The following is a 17,208-nucleotide window of genomic DNA, read 5'->3' as shown; positions in this document are numbered from 1 at the left end:
TAGGTGTTGTCATCGGAATGCCTCGATTCGTTTTTCCTCAGATTATACCTGAATTTTTAGTTTTCAGACAGTCCCTAGTCAGCCATGATTGATTCTTTCCGAAGTAAATGTTGGCCGCAACATTATGTTGACGAAAGTGCTAAAATAATCGCAAGGACTTTTAAGCTTATCAAAAGAAAGTCGATTTGAACTAAGGAAGCGAAGCAATCATAACTGTTTTTACAGCATACGATAATAATCAAATCATTGACTATTTAAAGTCACAAGTTCCTGATGGCAAAGTTACCACCGACACAAAAACATTAAAAGTAGCGTCATTTAGCCCTAATTTAACTGACGCTGATAGTAGCGTTGCCCTAGCCTTTGTCGCGGCCAAAAGCAACGCCGATATTCAAGGCGTCCTAGCCACGGCCCGCAAATTCCACTTGCCAATTGTCACGCAGAACCAATTTACTAGTACTGTGATTGGTGCCGATGGTTTAGATGGTGCCATTATTCTATCAACTAAAAAAATGAATCAAATTCTGGAAATTAGTAAAGCTGATTCATTAGCCGTCGTGCAACCTGGCGTGATCAACGGTGACTTAGACGCGGCTGCGCGTAAACAAGGGATGTTTTATGCGCCCGATCCTGGTTCCAAAAATATTTCTGGTATTGGTGCTAATGTTGCCACCAACGCTGGTGGCATGAGTACTGTTAAATATGGTGCCACTAAAGACAATATTCTGGGCCTGAAAGTTATTCTGGCTGATGGCCGTGAATTAACTTTAGGCGGTCGCACACTTAAACAAGCTTTCGGCTACGATTTAACTCAGCTTTTTGTGGGCTCTGAAAGAACTTTAGGCATTATTACTGAAGTGACCGTCAAATTGTTACCCATTCCTTTGGGTAAACCTTTAGCAGGTATTGCCTTCTTCAAAGATATGACAGCGTTAGCCAAAGCAGTGGCGGCAATTCGTATTTCTGGCGTATATCCATCCATGCTGGAAGCCCTCGATAATCAAACTGTGCTTGCCCTTGACCGCTATGAAAAAACAAATTATGCTCAGCAAAGCGGTGCCATGTTAATTTTCAAAATTGATAGTAGTTCTCAGGAAGCCATGCAAGTCCTGCGCAAACTATTAACTGAATACCAGGCCCAAAATGTGCAGTTGACCGATGACCCCAGCAAGCAAGCACAATTGCTGCAATTACGCCGGGATATGTTACCCGCAGTCTTTGCTGGTCAAAATCACATTATGGAAGACATGGCGCTGCCCTTGTCACAATTAGCACCAATGATGGATTATATTCAAGAAGTTGCCCAGAAGTTGGACTTAAAAATTTTTACCGCTGGTCATGCTGGTGATGGCAATGTTCATCCCACCATTGTTTGGCCTCAAGAAATCAAGGAAGTGCCAGCTAACGTCAACCAAGCCCTGCGCTTAATGTTCCATAAGACCCTGGAGCTAGGCGGAACCATTTCTGGTGAGCATGCCGTGGGAATGCTTAAAAATCAGTGGAATAACGAAGAACTAGGTAATGATGTTGACTACGTTCAGCATCAAATCAAAGCACTATTAGATCCTATGAATATTTTAAATCCTAAACGAAAAATTGATTAATTTGATTTCATTACCAATTTTTCATTGATTTTTAAATTCACATAAATATCCAAAAATTGCCCAGCATTAAAAATGCTGGACAATTTTTTTGATTACCTGATTGAACTTTTAAACAACACAAAAATGACCTAACTGATAAATCGGTATCAGTTAGGTCATTCTGAAGCGTAAAGAGAAACTAGATGCGACATTGTAACATCCTTAATATTTAACACCTCATGCTATTCAATTGTCACAAGAACCAGTTCGTAACGCATCTTACTATTAAACTGTCTGCTATCCACAATTGTGGCTATCTTTTCTCGCGATCAAATCGATCCTTGTTGAAACGTGCTGTCCGAAAGTTTTTCAGACATCCACCTCCACATGATACGTCTTTCAGAATTCTGCTTTTCACTCAGCTTTTCTGAAGGTATTACTGTCAGAACAATTCTTAACGAAACACCATATCCATGTTCTGTTAAACTGCAATCGTTCTACTTCTCTGAAACCTAATACATACTACCTAATACTAAACATACAAAAGTAACAATATATCTATCGTTGCTTCACTGTTGGTACAAAACTCAACATTGGCCTTAGTTGAGTATCGCTTGACTAATGATCATTAGTTCCACAGGTGCTAGTACAACAATCCTGTTGGTGACTAGCTAGCATCTGTTTCTCTTTACATTGTTATAGTAACACGGTTTGAAAACGGTTGCAAGCTTTTTCGACAATTATTTTTTACAGCAAGCGCAACTTTTGATCTGATTCGCTCGCTAGCCTAATTTGACGGGATTTAAGAGCTGTTTGGCCGCTTGGTAATTTAAAATATTAGCTAATGAACCTTGCACCATATTCTGTACGGCTACATCAGTGTGATAAGCAATATGCGGCGTTAAAATCACATTAGACATTGCCAATAAATCATGATAATACGGTGCCGTAATCGGCTGATGACTTTCACTGGCACGTTCAATTTGATTCTCAAATTCATAAGTATCAATCGCGGCACCGCCAATCTGCCCCGTTGTTAAAGCTGCCAGTAAAGCTGAGGTATCAATTAAATTACCGCGAGCCGTATTGATCACTAAGGCGCCTTTCGGTAGGCGTGCCAATGCTCGAGCATCTAGTAAATGATCATTTGCTTTGATTCCTGGGACATGTAGCGTCACGATTTGACTTTGCGCTAATAAAGTTGGTAAATCGGCCACATATTCTAGCCAATCCGGTTGATCAGTTCGTGGAAACGCATCGTAAGCTAACACTCTGGCACCAAAATTATGAAATGTTTTGGCCGCCAATAAGCCAATATGTCCGGTACCAATCACACCGATTGTTTGTTGATTTAACTCACCACCAACCAAATTTTGCACCTCAGCTAATTGATCTTGAGCAACTAATCTTGTCGTTGCTGGCGCTTGCCGCAATAATTGAAGTGCGGATAACACAACAAACTCTGCAATCGCAGCTGGTGAATATACCGGCACATTACTGACCTCAATGCCCTCTCGGTCAGCACTAGCTAAGTCAAGATTGTCTGTGCCAACATTACGAATTGCTAAAACTGGAATTTTCAAGGCAGCCATCTTCGCAAAAACTGCGGCGGAATAAGGTAAGGTTTGAAACGCACTGATACCAATACTGCCTCGGGCTAAATCAACATTGTCAGCAGTTAGCCAAGCGGCGGTTTGAATCAGTTCAAAATGATTCTTTTGGGCAATTTTAGTCAGCCAGGGCTGTTCTTCTGGGCGGACACCATAGGCGGTAATTTTCATTACTTAACGGGCTCCTTTCGTTGATAAATCCGACGCTGATCTGTTTGACCAGCAAAGTAAAAATCAGCATGCGGTGATTGTCGCTTGATCTGAAAATCATGATCATCAGTTAGGCCAGTTTGCATAAAGAACTGTTCATATTCAGCAACCGTTAAACGCTGACGTTGATGCAGTTGTTGTTGATGGCACGCTACTTGTAAGGTTTGCTGATAATTCGGTTGGACGACTGCTGTGAAAAACTCGGCCACAGCACCAGAGCCATAACTATACAAACCAATTTTAGAACCAGCGGCCAACTGCTGTTGATCCAATAACGATAATAAACTAAGATACAAAGAACCAGTGTACAAATTTCCAACTTGACGATTATAGCCAGTTGCTTGTTGGAAATAATCAAAATAACTTTCTTTAGTCGCTGCTGCCAAGTCAGTTGTTAATTGTCGCAAACCTTTTAACCCTAATTTAGTAAAGGGAATATGAAACAAGACAGCAGTCAAATCAGTTAATTGAGTCCCAGTTTTAGCCCGATAAGCTTGCCATGTCAAGTCTAAAAAGCGTAAATACTGCGCTGTTGAGAACTTACCATCTGCTAAAGCCGTATCACGATAATTAGGCCGCCAAAAATCCATAATTTCTTCACTATAGTAAGCTGTTGGTTGCTGTAAGCCCAGCAAACGTGGCTGGCGAGTGATTAGCAGTGCAACCGCACCCGCACCTTGTGTCACTTCGCCTGCAGTAGCAATGCCGTAGCGCGCCACATCAGCGCCAACAACTAACACTTTTTGACTGGTGGGATGGGCGGCCAAATGATCATAGGCAATTTGTAAACCTGCCGTGGCGCCATAGCAAGCTTCCTTAATTTCAAAGGCCCGCGCTTGGTGATTGATTTGAAGTAACTCTTGTAAATAAAGTGCAGCCGCTTTTGATTGATCAATCCCACTTTCAGTTGCGAAAATGAGTAAATCAATTTGCTGGCGATCAGCTTGATCAAGAATCTGGGCCGCTGCGTTAGCCGCCATCGTCACAATATCTTGATCAGCTGGTAAAACAGCCATTTGATCTTGGCCAATCCCAATTTTATATTTTGCCGGATCAACTTGGCGAGCCGTTGCAAGATCCGTTAAATCTAAGTAATACTCAGGGCTATAAAAGCCAATTTTATCAATTCCAATAATTGTTGCCACAGCCACTACTACCTCTTTTGTTGTCGTAATTGTTTGAGAATTAATTGGGCTCTCGCCAAATCAACTTGTTGTTCCTGATTGAGTAAAATTGTTAGTGGCTCAATTTCTACCGGCGTAGCGCCTGCCAAAATAGCCAAATTAGCAGCTTGCAGGCGCATATGCCCCGCCTGAATCCCCGTCGTCACTAGCGACCGCAGTGCCGCTAAATTATTAGCCAGACCAACACTCGCAATAATGCACATTAATTGTTCGACAGTGGGATGGCCCAATAATTCGTGGCTAATGGTTGCAGTTGGTAACGAATTAATTGCCCCACCAACTTGACCAATGGGTAATGGCAGGGTTAACTCACCCTGTAATACTTGTTTAGCCGATAAATTCTGCCAGCGACTTAAAACCAATTGCTGGTGTTCAATTAGCCAAGCAGTTGTCGCAGCACTAATTGCGCGCAAATCATTCCCGGTTGCTAAAGCGGCTGCGAAAACACCATTTAAAATTCCCTTGTTTTCAGTACTTGCTCGCTCTGGGTCCTGCTGGGCAAATTGGTTTAACTGCGCAATACGTGCCGCCACTGTTGTCCCAGAATTGGTTGTGGTTGCTAAGGCTCGCCAAGGAACCTCAGCCCGAATTGTCACCGTCATTTTGGCCCCAGAGTTACTTAAAATGGCCGCCAAAACCTGTTCAGCACCCTGCAGGACTTGCGTTTGAACAAAGTTACCAACGGCTTCAGCCACAGTGTTGGCAAAATTTGCACCAAAGGCCGCCTGAGGATCTAGCCAGAGACTGATTTTAGCCTGATCGGCACCAACGGCAGTGACTTGCCATGAACGTAAACCACCACCACGTTTGACCATACTGGGATGAGCGGTAGCCGCCACTTGGAAAATTTGCCGATCAACTGCCTGTAGCCGCAACCGTAAGTCCGTAAACTGGGTAACCCCAGTTAAAATCACTTGGGCTAAAATTAAATGATTAACAACAACGGTCTGAAAACCACCGCCTTGTGCAATTCGCTGTGCACCATTGCTTGCAGCAGCAATCACCGATGGCTCTTCCGTGACCATGGGCACATAATAGGGCTGGTTATCAATTAAAAAATTAGCGCCAACACCATATGGCAACACAAATTGGCCCACATCATTTTCAGTAATTGCGGTTAAGATTTCATCCGCTAATGCTGGCTTTGCTTGAAGAAAATCAGCACTAGCGGCTGCCAAATAACCAGCTTTAACTAATGACTGCAAACGTTCCTGCCGTGATAATTCATAGAATTTGGTCATTTTGTTAATCCCTCACGACTTAAATGCCAAGCAATCCCTTGACCACCACCAATACAAAGGGTTGCAAGCCCATGTTCAGCATGCTTGGCCTTTAAAGCAGTGATTAACGTGGCAATCATGCGAGTCCCGGTTGCTCCTAGCGGATGTCCTAGCGCAATTGCGCCACCTAAAGGGTTTAATTTATCATCAGGAATTTCTAAGGCCTTTTGGACGGCTAAGGCTTGAGCAGCAAAAGCTTCGTTTAATTCAACCACGCCAATCTCGTTCATGGTTAGCTGCGCTTTTTCTAAAACGACTTGCACTGCCGCAATTGGCGCCAAACCAAACTCCGGTGTGGGAACGCCAACTTCAGCAAACTCTTCCAAGAAGGCTTCAATTGGCCACTGATGCTCGCGGGCAAAAGTTTCAGTTGTTAACAGCAACATACTAGCACCATCATTAATTGGCGAGGCATTCCCGGCAGTGATCGTGCCGTCAGCTCGAAAGGCAGGTCGCAACAAGCCTAATTTTTCTAGAGAAGTTTGTCGACGAATCGTTTCATCACGTTTTATTAACTGATCAGCAACCGGTATCGGCACGATTTCATTTTCAAATAGACCCGCCGTCTCTGCTGCGGCCGCCTTTTCTTGCGACCATAAAGCAAACTGATCTTGAGCAAAACGACTAATACGTTGTTGCTTCACTAATGCTTCAACTTCTAATCCCATCTCCTGATCAGTCAGGCTATCAGTTAAACCATCATGGAATAAACTATCAACAGGCGCTTGCTGATTTTCTGGCTGCCCCTTTCGTGCTGGTCGCGATTGTAGAATAGGTGCTTGCGACATATTCTCAATGCCACCGGCCACAACAACTTGTGCTTCATTCAATAACAAACTCATCTGGGCCAACCGTAAAGCTTTCAAACTTGAGCCGCAAACGTCATTGACAGTTGTAGCTGTGGCAGTTACTGGTAGGCCAGCCCGCAATAAAACCTGCCGTGCTGGGTTCTGTCCTAAGCCAGCGCCAAGAACATTTCCTAGCCAAACTTCCTCAACTAATTTCTGTGCTTGCGGAATATCAGCTAATAACCCTTGTAAACAATACTTGCCTAAAGTAACAGCATCAATCTGGCGAAATTGACCGCCAAATTTACCAATCGCTGTTCTTTTGGCAGCGACAATAACAACTCGTTCCACACAACTACCCCTTTACCTAAAAACCTGAAAACTGTTAAACTATAGAATAACTTACCACTAAAAAATTGTCTATTTAAGCTGATTGAGCTTAATAAATCTTAAAAAATTTAGGAGACGTGTCATGCTGGTGCTTGATTTTTTACAGTTAATTGCGGATTTGCGCAAAAAAACTACTTTTTATTATCGAAGCGATAACCAAAACTGGCCCTTATTATTGGCAGAACCCCAAACTGAACCCCAAGCTTGCCTCCTATTAACAACCACTACGGGTAATAAAACCTTACACCAGTGGGAATTACTTTTTCTACTGAAACAACCAGACTATTATCAACTGCCGATCTATGTATACCATGATGGCAAACAATATCCCATCTTTGGCTTTCGCATGGTCAATCAACAGGCTTGGCTACATTAATTATACTTGATAATAATCACGTTCTACCTAGTCTTAACAATAAGTTATTATTTAATTTACAGTTGTGCAATCATTTTGTCATTTAAAAAGCTCTCACGATGACTATCTGCACTAAAAAGTGGCTATGACAGCAGTCACAAAACAAACTTTAGCGGCTGAAATATGCTTTCAAAAGAAAATCATTCCGCTTGATACCAAAAAAACGAGCAATTCTTCTGACGAATTGTTCGTTTTTTACATTAGAAATCACTGGCTAAACCTGCTTAATAGGTTGCCACTATTTTTTAGTGTTATTCTTAACGGCTTTTTGTTGATCTTCAGCGGCCAATTTTGCCCCAAGATCAATAATTAATTGACGCAAATCGTCTTTTATTTCGGGATGCTTAAGGCCAAATTCAATACTTGTTTTAACGTAGCCAAATTTGTTACCCACATCAAAACGGCGACCTTTAAATTCATGGGCAAATACTCGTTGTGTTTTATTCATCGTATCAATGGCATCAGTTAATTGAATCTCATTACCTGCGCCAGGCTTTTGTGTTTCCAGAATATCAAAAATTTCCGGTGTCAATAAATAACGGCCAATAATAGCTAAGTTACTTGGTGCATCTTCAACTTTTGGTTTCTCAACGAAGCGTCGCACATTATAAAGTCCTGGCAAAGTTTCACCCTCAGGATCAATTACCCCGTAAGCAGATACTTCATCTTTAGGAACTTGCATGACGGCTAAAGTTGAGGCGTGCGTTTTTTGATAATCGTCAATCAACTGTTTGGTTAACGGTACTTTATCCTGCATCAAATCATCACCAAGCATCACCACGAAAGGTTCATCGGCAACAAACGATTTCGCCAAACGAACAGCATCCCCTAGCCCATTAGGATGAGATTGACGCGTAAAGTAAAGGTTCACACCCATTTTTGTGGTCTCTTGGACCAACTCTAGCATCTTAGTTTTCCCTTTTTCTGCTAAATCATGTTCGAGTTCAGGGACAGAATCAAAGTGGTCTTCAATTGGCCGTTTACCTTTACCCGTAATAATTAAGATGTCTTCAATCCCTGATGCTTTTGCTTCTTCAACGATAAACTGAATCGTTGGTTTATCAACAATTGGTAACATTTCTTTAGCCATTGCCTTGGTTGCGGGTAAGAAACGGGTCCCAAAGCCAGCTGCGGGAATGACTGCTTTACGAACTTTCATCAAAAAACCTCCTAAGATAACCTGTTGGTGAAGTAATGATATTTTTCCAATAGGCCTAAATGACTCACGATTAAGCATACCATATTTATGAGCAAGTGAGAATAGTTACACAAGTTTCCTAACGGTTTCTTAAAAAGCGGGCAATTCGGCTTGGTGACTGACCTGATGTCCCATGCCAAGCCTCATTAAAAACAGCATTGATCACGACGCCGATCATCAATAAAGTTGCCGCAAAATTCAACCACAATAGACCAACGATCACTGTCCCAATCGTGCCATAACTATTAAATGATTTGGCGAAATATTTGACATAGAGCGTAAAACCTTGAGTCAATACCAACCACCCAATAGCTGTAAAAGTTGTACCTGGTAATACTGTCCAAAATTTGAAATGCACATTTGGCAAAATATACTGCAGAAATAATAGTACTACTACAACCACGGTCACAATTACAGGCCATTTCCAACGCGTAAAGGTAATCAGAATTTTTTCCGACCAATGAAAAGTTGGCACGACCCATTCTAGAAATTGTTGACCAAAGGTAAAGGCAACAATAATTAACAGTAAACTCACGATGAAAATAAAAGTAAGAATGAACGCAAAAAAGCGTCGCACAATTGCATTTTGAAAAGGAACATCACTGTAAACAGTGGCATTATCGACCTGATAAGCATCATTCATACTATAGCGGATTGCATTTAAAGCCCGACTACCAGCCCAAAGCGTAGCGATTACCCCAATAGACAATAAGCCGCCGTTACTCTTACCGAGCAAGGAGATCACAATTGGCCGCACAACAGGTAATAATTGCTCTGGAAAAGCCATGTCTAAGTAAGTCATAACCGTTTTTGCATCCAAACCTAAATAAGGTAGCATATTCCCCACAAAAATCACCATTGGGAAAAACGCCAATAACACATAATAGGTAATGACTTTAGCGGCATTACCAATATTGCTAGAAATAACTCGCGCTACAATTTGCTGAATAAAGGAAAATAATTTACGATACCAAGGAATTGGCTGTCGAAATAAAGGCAGGGCCGTCACATCTGTTTGGGTCATTCATAAGCCTCCGTTGTCAAACTCAATAACCTAAGTATACAAAAGCGGGCGATTGTGAGCAAGAGTGAGAAGAGTAGCGGACTTTTCGGTAATCGCCTCAAGTCAGGTTTAAAAGCTAGTAAGGATAATCAAACAGAATTAGTTCTGACGCCATTACGGCTTGCTGATTGTGGAACGCGGCCGACAACCACGCGCTCTAAATCGCTGGGCCCCTGCCGTCCCTTAGCTAAGGAGCGACCTAATCAATTCTCACAGTCCCAATCTTTGAAAGAAAAACTTTAGTGTCAAACCACAGCAAAACAGCGTGTGACCAAAGTCGGTGAGCCGGTGAGCATTAACGTAAAATGCCGAACAATTCTACGATAGAATTGCTCGGCATTTTTGCGTTAAGCGGAACTAGTTGCCTTTTGAGACCACTTTTCAGCAACGAAAATTCGTATTATTTTTTGAAAAATAGACTGATGTCCCGGACTTTTTAAACAAACACTATTTATTTTTGATCACGTTTAGCAAGATAATCACGTGCCCAAGCCAAATATTGGGCATCTTCAGCAGCATCTTGCGACGTTAGAATTTCGGGACCGTTATCAGTAATCGCAAAAGTATGCTCATACTGGGCGGACCAACTGCCATCAGCCGTGACGTAATAAACCCAAGGATCATTAGGATCTTTGACTTCTTTTTCAGCAATTTGCCAAGTGCCTTCGTTGATCATTGGTTCAACAGTAATCGTCATGCCATTTTTCAAGCGTAAGCCTTTGCCAGGTTCGCCATAATGTGGCACATTGGGCTGTTCATGCATCGTTGGTTGAATTCCGTGGCCAATTAAATCACGAACGTCACCATAGCCATGCTCATCTTCAGTGTAATGTTGAATCGCATAACCAACATCGCCTAACCGATTACCAACGACACTTTCAGCAATACCTAAATACAAAGCCTTTTTAGTAACTTCCATTAAATCTTTGGTCTTTTGACTAACGTTACCTACAGCATAACTCCAGCAAGAATCACTTTCGTAACCATCTTTGTTAACTGTCAGATCGACTTTAACTAAATCGCCGTCTTTCAAATAAAGATCGCGCCGTGGTGTGCCATGAGCAACCTCATCATTGACATCAACACAAGTCGCATATTTATAACCTTCAAAACCCTTTTCTGAAGGTCGTGCGCCATGACTAGTAATATAATGATCGGCAAAAGCTTCAATATCATAAGCAGAAATACCTGGTTTAATAATATCGCGTAAGCCTAAATGCACCCCAGCTAAAACTTCACCAGAACGCCGCATCCCTTCAATTTCTCGAGCTGATTTTAATGTAATCATTCAACTGCCTCCGTTCAAATAACATTATAACGCAAAAACAACAAGTTGTGAGGGGTGCCGGGTTTTTGGCGTAGCGTAATTGCGATAATTTACTTGAGCGATGCAATCGATCGAGTGAATTATCGAATTAGGCCTAGCCATTTGGCAACCCGAACACAATTCAGACAAGTTGTGAGGGTCGGTGGGCCTTTGGCGTAGTGTAATTTCAAATATTTGCTTGAGCGGTGCTAACCGATCGAGTGAATATTTAAATTACACCTAGCCATTTACCGACCCGAACACATTTCAGACAAGTTGTGAGGGTCGGTGGGCCTTTGGCGTAGTGTAATTTCAAATATTTGCATGAGCTGGTGCAACCAGATCGTGTGAATATTTAAATTACACCTAGCCATTTACCGACCCGAACACATTTCAGACAAGTTGTGAGGGTCGGTGGTTTTTTGGCGTAGCGTAACTTCAATTATTTGCTTGAGCGGTGCTAACCGATCGAGTGAATAATTAAGTTATGCCTAGCCATTTACCGACCCGAACACATTTCAACAAGTTGTGAGGCAACCCGGGTAACTCTTGAGCATTAACCTGAATTAAGGCAATAATTGGGCAAACAATTTTGACTTAATTCGCGGTAGGCGGAAAGAGTTGTGAGGGTGCCGAACACATTTTCATTTTCCAGAGTTAATCAATTATGACCTGATAGCCAAGCACCAATTGGTCGCGGGCTGGTAAAGTTAAGTTGCCCTCTTTTCGCAGCAGCTCAGAACTAATTCCCTGTTTATCTGGCAGTCCATTCCATAAACCCAACTGAATTAACTGATTGTTAGCATCATATTGCACGCTAAAGAATGGAAAATCTGCTGTTTTTAAGCACAATGACTGACCAGTCTGCTGATTATTTAAACAAAGCGACTGCATATCACGATTAGTCAGAATAAATAACTTCTGATCAATCTCGGGCGTTGCTAAAGACATGCTGCCGCGGTGAAAATAGCGACTCGGTAAAATAGCACCCGTTCGAAAATAATCAGGATCCACTTCTCGGGTTAATGTCAAAGCCTTCTCAGGAGCCAAATCCAGTTGATAATCCGTCAAATTAATGTCTGTGCGCCAAGGCAATGCCGATTCAATCAACGCACCTAATGAAAAGGCCATTGTCACATTTCCCATGTTGGTCAAATGATATTGGACGTCAATACCATCAGCTAATAAGCGATAAGTAACTAGAAATTGAAAATAAAACGGATAATTGGCTCGACTAATTTCATTATCAGTCAATTTCAAAGTGACTTGGTCACTACTTTGACTGAAAATCTGCCAAATCGCATCCTTGGCAAACCCATGAATTGGCATCTGGTAGTGCCGATCCTGATATTCATAAGTATCTTGATATGATTTACCAATCGCTGGAAATAAAATCGAATCTGATTGCGTAGCTACATAGTCTAATTGATTTTTTAAAGCCGTTAATTTTTTTAATTGAGCGCCTTGTTCGGTGATAGTTGCGGTGACCGTACTATTTTTTAGTGTAATCATAAATCTCACCTTTGTTTTCTAAATAATAACTTTATTATGACACAGACTTCTTAACTTAGCTTTGCAAAACTGTTAAAAATACCTAAAAATAGCTATTGGCCTAGATTGGCTCACCTCCACTTACACAGCCTGCGACAAGAGGTTGTCTATTGAGAACACAGTTCACCTGTCAAAACTCGTTTTACTTTTGCAAAAAAGAACTGCTGTCCCATCCTCAAACAACAACAGTATGATTATCACCAAAATTTGTTATTATTGGCTGACAATCGATTCAAAATATTCAAAAAAATAATCGTCGTTAGCTGCTAATTATGACTAATTCTAGCTTTTTTATTTTGATTTTTTTATTTTTTGCTAATTGCTGAATAGGTCGGGATTTGTAAGTGCTTTTATCAAACAAGTAAATTTTAGAGCAAGTTGTTTCACTTTGTAAAGTTTGCTAACTCGTGTAGAATAGATAGTTAGTCATATTAGCAAAACAAAATACGATCGGTTACGGCGAACGAGCAATCGTCCAATGAACCCGGTCGTTTTTTATTGTTAGTCAGGGGTTCGGTGACTGCTTAAATTCCGATGACAACTTGAGTCATCATCCCGAACATCCAAAATTGAGGAGGACCTGCTTTAATGTTATTAGAAATGTCGCACTTACGCAAAGAATACCCCAATGGCAAAATGGCCGTTGATGATTTTAATTTGGAGGTTGATCGAGGCGAATTTATTTGTTTTATCGGCACATCTGGTTCTGGTAAAACTACAACGATGCGCATGATCAACCGCATGCTTCACCAAACTTCAGGTACAATTAAAATTAATGGGCATGATATCGCCAAAATGGACCCGGTTAAATTACGACGTTCAATTGGGTATGTGATTCAAAGCATTGGCCTAATGCCTCATATGACCATTCAAGAAAACATCGAATTAGTGCCTAAATTGTTGGGCTGGTCACCTGAAAAACGCGCGCAACAAGCCCATAAAATGATTGCTTTAGCGCAATTACCTGACGAAATGTTACAACGCTATCCTGGTGAATTATCTGGTGGACAACAACAACGAATTGGTGTTGTCCGTGCCTTAGCTGCTGACCAGGAAATTATTTTGATGGACGAGCCATTTGGTGCCCTTGATCCAATCACCCGAGAATCCTTACAAGATTTAGTCAAGCACCTTCAGGAAGATCTCGGCAAAACTTTTATTTTTGTCACTCATGATATGGATGAAGCGCTGAATTTAGCGACCCGCGTTGTCATTATGAGTCAAGGCAAGCAAGTTCAAGTTGATACGCCAGAAAACATTTTACGGCATCCGGCAAATGAATTCGTGACTAACTTGATTGGTGAAGAACGCTTGATTCGCGCACAGCCAAATATTTTAACTGTCAGTCAAATCATGAAACCACATCCCGCAACGATTCACCCCGAACAAACCTTAGCCGATGCCATTGATACCATGCATGAACGCCGTGTTGATACCCTATTAGTGATCGACCAAACTCAGAAGCTTGTCGGTTATTTAGACATTGACGATGTTAGTCGGAAGACTGACGTTCAAACACCTGTTAGTCAGCTAATGAATCATGAAGTCTCTTATGTCCAAGCGAAGGCTTTAATTGGTGATAGCGTGCAGCGATTACTCAAACTTGGTGTCAAGAACATTCCTGTTGTTAATGCCACCAAACAATTAGTGGGCATCGTTACGCGAACCTCCTTGGTTGATATTGTTTATGACGCCCTGCGCGGGGCCCCGGCAACTGATGAACAACCAGCCTCGCCAATTAACGCTAACATTCATGCAGTCGCTAATCATGAAGGGAGCGCTGATGCCTAATGATTCACTTTTTTACAACTTACGGTAGTCAATTAATTGCTAAAATTGGTCAGCATCTCTACATCTCGGCAATTGCTTTACTGTTGGGGATTATTGTCGCTGTTCCCTTAGGCATTCTACTGACCAGAATGAAACATGGTGCTAATTTTGTCATCACTTTAGCCGGTGTTCTCCAAACTATTCCCGCAATGGCCTTACTGGCAATCATGATTCCAATTTTTGGGATTGGTTCAACGCCAGCAATTGTGGCACTTTTTATCTATTCACTGCTACCAATTTTACGAAATACTTACTTAGGTATGAAAGGTGTTTCGCCCGCAGTTCAAGATGCTGCTAAAGGAATGGGGATGACTTGGTGGCAAGCAATTATCCAAGCCGATTTGCCGTTAGCCGCCCCAGTAATCATGGCTGGAATCCGTTTGTCGGCAACTTATGTTATTGCCTGGGCTACTTTGGCCTCATACATTGGTGCTGGTGGTTTAGGCGATTTTATCTTTAATGGTCTAAATCTTTATCGGTCTGACTTAATTCTCGGTGGTTCAATTCCCGTGATTTTATTGGCTTTACTCGTTGATTATTTATTGGGCAAGGTTGAAACACGCGTGACGCCACGTCAAATTTTACGTTAGGAGGCCGCTATGAAAAAACAACTTCGCAATTGGTTTATCGGTTTATTTGCCAGTCTATCAATAATTCTCTTAAGTGGCTGTAGTCTGCCCGGTTTAAGTGGTGGCAGCCAAAATACGATTCGAATTGCCGCCCAGAACACAACTGAGCAACAAATTATGGCTTATATGATTCAAGGAATGATTCAGCACAACACCAAACTGGACGCTTCGATTATTAATAATCTTGGCTCAGGAAATGTTAGTTTCAACGCTTTAAAAAATGGTGATGCAGATATTTCCGCAATTCGTTTCTACGGCACTGATTTAACAACTATTTTAAATGAAAAATTCCAACGCGATCCTCAAAAAGTGGTCAAAACAGTCACCACTGACTTTCAGGACCGTTATCAAATGACCTATTTTAAAACTTATGGTTTTGCTGATACCTATGCTTGGATGGTTAAACCTGAATTCGCCAAAAAACATCACTTAGAAACTGTCAGTGATCTTCAAAAATTGGCGCCACAAATGACAGTCGGCATTGATCAAATCTGGCAAAATCGCCAAGGTGACGGTTATCCGGCCTTTCAGGAAACTTATGGTTATAAGTTTGGCACTGTTCATCCGATGCAAACTGGCCTGCTTTATGATGCCTTAGCAGCCAATAAAATGGACGCTATTCTTGGTTACTCTACTGATGGTCGAGTCGCCAGTTACCACTTAAAACTGCTGAAAGATGATCGCCATTTCTTTCCACCTTATGATGCTAGTGCTGTCGCGACTAACGCCGTCCTCAAGGCCCATCCAGAATTAACTGAAGTGCTTGATCGCCTCGCTGGTAAAATCTCGTTAAAGACAATGCAGCAGTTAAACTATCAAGTTGACGATCAGCTCCAAGAACCACAGACTGTCGCTAATAATTTTCTCAAAAAAAATCACTACTTCACAGGAGGTCACTAAATCATGAAAGATCTCAATTTAATAAGTCAGTTGACCTACTATTTCACTCACAACGGCCTTTACGTGCTCCAACAATTTAATCGGACCTTTCTAATGGCAATTTACGGCGTATTATTAGGGGCAATTGTTGGCATCCCCATCGGCATTTGGATCTCTCAGCATCGTAAATTATCACCAGCCATCATTGGGATTGCCAATGTTATCCAAACAATTCCTTCACTAGCAATGCTCTCGATTCTGATGCTAGGGCTGGGGTTGGGGGAAAATACCGTGATTGTGACTGTATTTCTCTATTCACTACTACCAATTATTAAAAACACCTACACCGGCATGCTAAGTGTCAATCCTCATGTATTAGATGCTGGTAAAGGGATGGGCATGACTCGTTGGCAAGTCCTGACAACCATTCGGATTCCCCTATCGCTAGCGGTCATGATTGCTGGCATTCGTAATGCTTTAGTTGTCGGCATTGGTATTACCGTAATCGGCTCCTTCATTGGCGCTGGTGGTCTTGGCGATATTATTATCCGCGGGACTAATGCGACGAATGGTGGTGCGATTATTCTTGCCGGTGCTTTACCAACCGCCCTAATGGCAATTATCACCGACATAGTCTTATCATTAATTGAAAAACGACTCACACCCAAGACTTCTTCAGCTAGATAATAACCACAAATTCTTAATTTTTTCGACGACCTTTCAAGAATGCTTTAAGGTTAATTAAAATTCACTTAGGCCAGCGCTACAGCAAAAACAACAAAGCCAGTCTGACACCCTCTCGTTAACTAGAGAGATTGTCAGGCTGGCTTTGTTGTTTGGCGCACTAAACTCGACCACTTACTTCAAACATTATTAAACAGTTAAGCGCTAACTGAACATATTATCAATAATCTAAAGTAACCAGCAAGTTATTGATTGCTAGCAGCAATATTAATATTCAACTAATTGTTGCAAGTTACGCCAGCTGATAGTTACTTTAAATTTAACACTGCAACTGATTCCACATGCCGCGAGCTGAGTTGGTCAATTACACATTGTTAATTAACCGCTACGCTAGGCATCTTTTATTACCTACGTCAAACTAGCACAGTTATTAACTCAGGGCCATAATACCAGATTTTGATAAAATTTTGAGATGAATTATAGAGCTCAGATTTTATTGGTTTGTGGGAAACTATAGTCCCTAAAAAGGTATGCTCCTATCCTAGTATTTGGTACATAAATTTCTGAACAGTTGTGCCATAATTAATAAAACAAGATAGGAGCATTCC

At 41.6% G+C, this 17,208-nt stretch carries 14 protein-coding genes; 6 read left to right on the top strand and 8 right to left on the bottom strand.

Going from position 1 to position 17,208, the window contains the following annotated elements:
• Window positions 1-209 precede the first annotated feature (209 nt).
• Window positions 210-1,604, top strand: a complete 1,395-nt coding sequence (locus EKM81_RS09895) for an FAD-binding oxidoreductase (RefSeq protein ID WP_125651253.1) — start codon at window positions 210-212, stop codon at window positions 1,602-1,604.
• A gap of 761 nt (window positions 1,605-2,365) precedes the next feature.
• Here EKM81_RS09895 and EKM81_RS09890 read toward each other — a convergent pair.
• From EKM81_RS09890 to EKM81_RS09875, 4 genes are read right to left on the bottom strand one after another with little or no spacing between them, the layout of a single operon-like run.
• Window positions 2,366-3,364: an NAD(P)-dependent oxidoreductase gene (locus EKM81_RS09890; protein ID WP_125651251.1), complete on the bottom strand. Its 999-nt coding sequence runs from the start codon at window positions 3,362-3,364 to the stop codon at window positions 2,366-2,368.
• A complete protein-coding gene (locus EKM81_RS09885) occupies window positions 3,364-4,548 on the bottom strand; it encodes a hydroxymethylglutaryl-CoA synthase (protein ID WP_125651249.1) in 1,185 nt (394 codons plus the stop codon). The genes EKM81_RS09890 and EKM81_RS09885 overlap by 1 nt, the downstream gene beginning before the upstream one ends.
• Before the next feature lie 8 nt (window positions 4,549-4,556).
• On the bottom strand, window positions 4,557-5,828 hold the full coding sequence (locus EKM81_RS09880) for a 3-hydroxy-3-methylglutaryl-CoA reductase (RefSeq protein ID WP_125651247.1): 1,272 nt from the start codon (window positions 5,826-5,828) through the stop codon (window positions 4,557-4,559).
• Complete coding sequence (locus EKM81_RS09875) at window positions 5,825-7,006, bottom strand: thiolase family protein (protein ID WP_125651245.1); 1,182 nt, start codon at window positions 7,004-7,006, stop codon at window positions 5,825-5,827. The genes EKM81_RS09880 and EKM81_RS09875 overlap by 4 nt, the downstream gene beginning before the upstream one ends.
• A 121-nt stretch (window positions 7,007-7,127) precedes the next feature.
• On the opposite strand from EKM81_RS09875, the gene EKM81_RS09870 reads away from it, so the two are divergent.
• A complete protein-coding gene (locus EKM81_RS09870; RefSeq protein ID WP_125651243.1) occupies window positions 7,128-7,421 on the top strand; it encodes a hypothetical protein in 294 nt (97 codons plus the stop codon).
• Window positions 7,422-7,698: 277 nt separating this feature from the next.
• Here EKM81_RS09870 and galU read toward each other — a convergent pair whose 3' ends face one another.
• From galU to EKM81_RS09850, 4 genes are all read right to left on the bottom strand, one after another.
• On the bottom strand, window positions 7,699-8,619 hold the full coding sequence (gene galU, locus EKM81_RS09865; protein ID WP_125651241.1) for a UTP--glucose-1-phosphate uridylyltransferase GalU: 921 nt from the start codon (window positions 8,617-8,619) through the stop codon (window positions 7,699-7,701).
• Window positions 8,620-8,737: 118 nt separating this feature from the next.
• Window positions 8,738-9,682, bottom strand: coding sequence for a YihY/virulence factor BrkB family protein (locus EKM81_RS09860; protein ID WP_125651239.1), 945 nt, complete (start codon window positions 9,680-9,682; stop codon window positions 8,738-8,740).
• Between the two features lie 490 nt (window positions 9,683-10,172).
• Window positions 10,173-11,009, bottom strand: coding sequence for a type I methionyl aminopeptidase (gene map, locus EKM81_RS09855; RefSeq protein WP_125651237.1), 837 nt, complete (start codon window positions 11,007-11,009; stop codon window positions 10,173-10,175).
• A 675-nt stretch (window positions 11,010-11,684) separates the two neighbouring features.
• Window positions 11,685-12,539 carry an aldose epimerase family protein gene (locus EKM81_RS09850; protein ID WP_125651235.1) on the bottom strand — a complete coding sequence of 285 codons (855 nt, stop codon included), beginning with the start codon at window positions 12,537-12,539 and terminating at the stop codon, window positions 11,685-11,687.
• A gap of 627 nt (window positions 12,540-13,166) precedes the next feature.
• Here EKM81_RS09850 and EKM81_RS09845 point away from each other — a divergent pair.
• From EKM81_RS09845 to EKM81_RS09830, 4 genes are read left to right on the top strand one after another with little or no spacing between them, the layout of a single operon-like run.
• Window positions 13,167-14,369: a betaine/proline/choline family ABC transporter ATP-binding protein gene (locus EKM81_RS09845; protein WP_125651234.1), complete on the top strand. Its 1,203-nt coding sequence runs from the start codon at window positions 13,167-13,169 to the stop codon at window positions 14,367-14,369.
• Window positions 14,369-14,998, top strand: coding sequence for an ABC transporter permease (locus tag EKM81_RS09840; RefSeq protein ID WP_125651232.1), 630 nt, complete (start codon window positions 14,369-14,371; stop codon window positions 14,996-14,998). The genes EKM81_RS09845 and EKM81_RS09840 overlap by 1 nt, the downstream gene beginning before the upstream one ends.
• A 9-nt stretch (window positions 14,999-15,007) precedes the next feature.
• Entirely contained in the window at window positions 15,008-15,937 is a 930-nt protein-coding gene (locus tag EKM81_RS09835) for an osmoprotectant ABC transporter substrate-binding protein (protein ID WP_125651230.1), read from the top strand.
• Window positions 15,938-15,940: 3 nt separating this feature from the next.
• Complete coding sequence (locus EKM81_RS09830; RefSeq protein WP_125651228.1) at window positions 15,941-16,603, top strand: ABC transporter permease; 663 nt, start codon at window positions 15,941-15,943, stop codon at window positions 16,601-16,603.
• Window positions 16,604-17,208 lie beyond the last annotated feature (605 nt).

The sequence above is a fragment of the Lapidilactobacillus gannanensis genome (assembly GCF_003946675.1).
GTDB lineage: Bacteria > Bacillota > Bacilli > Lactobacillales > Lactobacillaceae > Lapidilactobacillus > Lapidilactobacillus gannanensis.
The sequence above is the reverse complement of the archived record's forward strand: the minus strand, read 5'-3'. Positions and strand labels throughout refer to the sequence as shown.

Bases quoted from the DNA above. Each gene is read 5' to 3' on its own strand.
- EKM81_RS09890 (WP_125651251.1), bottom strand. From the start codon at position 3,364: ATGAAAATTACCGCCTATGGTGTCCGCCCAGAAGAACAGCCCTGGCTG.
- EKM81_RS09880 (WP_125651247.1), bottom strand. From the start codon at position 5,828: ATGACCAAATTCTATGAATTATCACGGCAGGAACGTTTGCAGTCATTA.
- EKM81_RS09870 (WP_125651243.1), top strand. From the start codon at position 7,128: ATGCTGGTGCTTGATTTTTTACAGTTAATTGCGGATTTGCGCAAAAAA.
- galU (WP_125651241.1), bottom strand. From the start codon at position 8,619: ATGAAAGTTCGTAAAGCAGTCATTCCCGCAGCTGGCTTTGGGACCCGT.
- EKM81_RS09860 (WP_125651239.1), bottom strand. From the start codon at position 9,682: ATGACCCAAACAGATGTGACGGCCCTGCCTTTATTTCGACAGCCAATT.
- map (WP_125651237.1), bottom strand. From the start codon at position 11,009: ATGATTACATTAAAATCAGCTCGAGAAATTGAAGGGATGCGGCGTTCT.
- EKM81_RS09850 (WP_125651235.1), bottom strand. From the start codon at position 12,539: ATGATTACACTAAAAAATAGTACGGTCACCGCAACTATCACCGAACAA.
- EKM81_RS09845 (WP_125651234.1), top strand. From the start codon at position 13,167: ATGTTATTAGAAATGTCGCACTTACGCAAAGAATACCCCAATGGCAAA.
- EKM81_RS09840 (WP_125651232.1), top strand. From the start codon at position 14,369: ATGATTCACTTTTTTACAACTTACGGTAGTCAATTAATTGCTAAAATT.
- EKM81_RS09835 (WP_125651230.1), top strand. From the start codon at position 15,008: ATGAAAAAACAACTTCGCAATTGGTTTATCGGTTTATTTGCCAGTCTA.
- EKM81_RS09830 (WP_125651228.1), top strand. From the start codon at position 15,941: ATGAAAGATCTCAATTTAATAAGTCAGTTGACCTACTATTTCACTCAC.